1 protein-coding gene is annotated in these 263 nt (G+C 58.6%); it reads left to right on the top strand.

The annotated features are described in order from the left end of the window. Positions 1-263: GDP-mannose 4,6-dehydratase (locus SB719_RS20785; RefSeq protein ID WP_412159834.1), on the top strand; the 263-nt coding region annotated here is incomplete at both ends.

Genomic DNA, 263 nt, shown 5'->3' with positions numbered 1-263 from the left:
CCTATCGTCGTACCAGCTCGGTTAACTTCTGGCGCATCGAGGAGTTGGGCATCCACACCAACCCCAATCTGCACCTGGTCGAGTACGACCTCACCGACCTGTCTGCCAGCATCCGCCTGCTGCAAACCACCGAAGCTACCGAGGTCTATAACCTCGCTGCGCAAAGCTTTGTCGGTGTGTCGTTCGAGCAGCCACTGACCACCGCCGAAATTACCGGCCTGGGTGCAGTCAACCTGCTCGAAGCTATTCGCATCGTCAACCCG

Origin of the sequence: Pantoea sp. SIMBA_079 (assembly GCF_046940275.1) — a bacterium.
Taxonomy (GTDB): Bacteria; Pseudomonadota; Gammaproteobacteria; order Enterobacterales; family Enterobacteriaceae; genus Pantoea; species Pantoea borealis.
The sequence above is the reverse complement of the archived record's forward strand: the minus strand, read 5'-3'. Positions and strand labels throughout refer to the sequence as shown.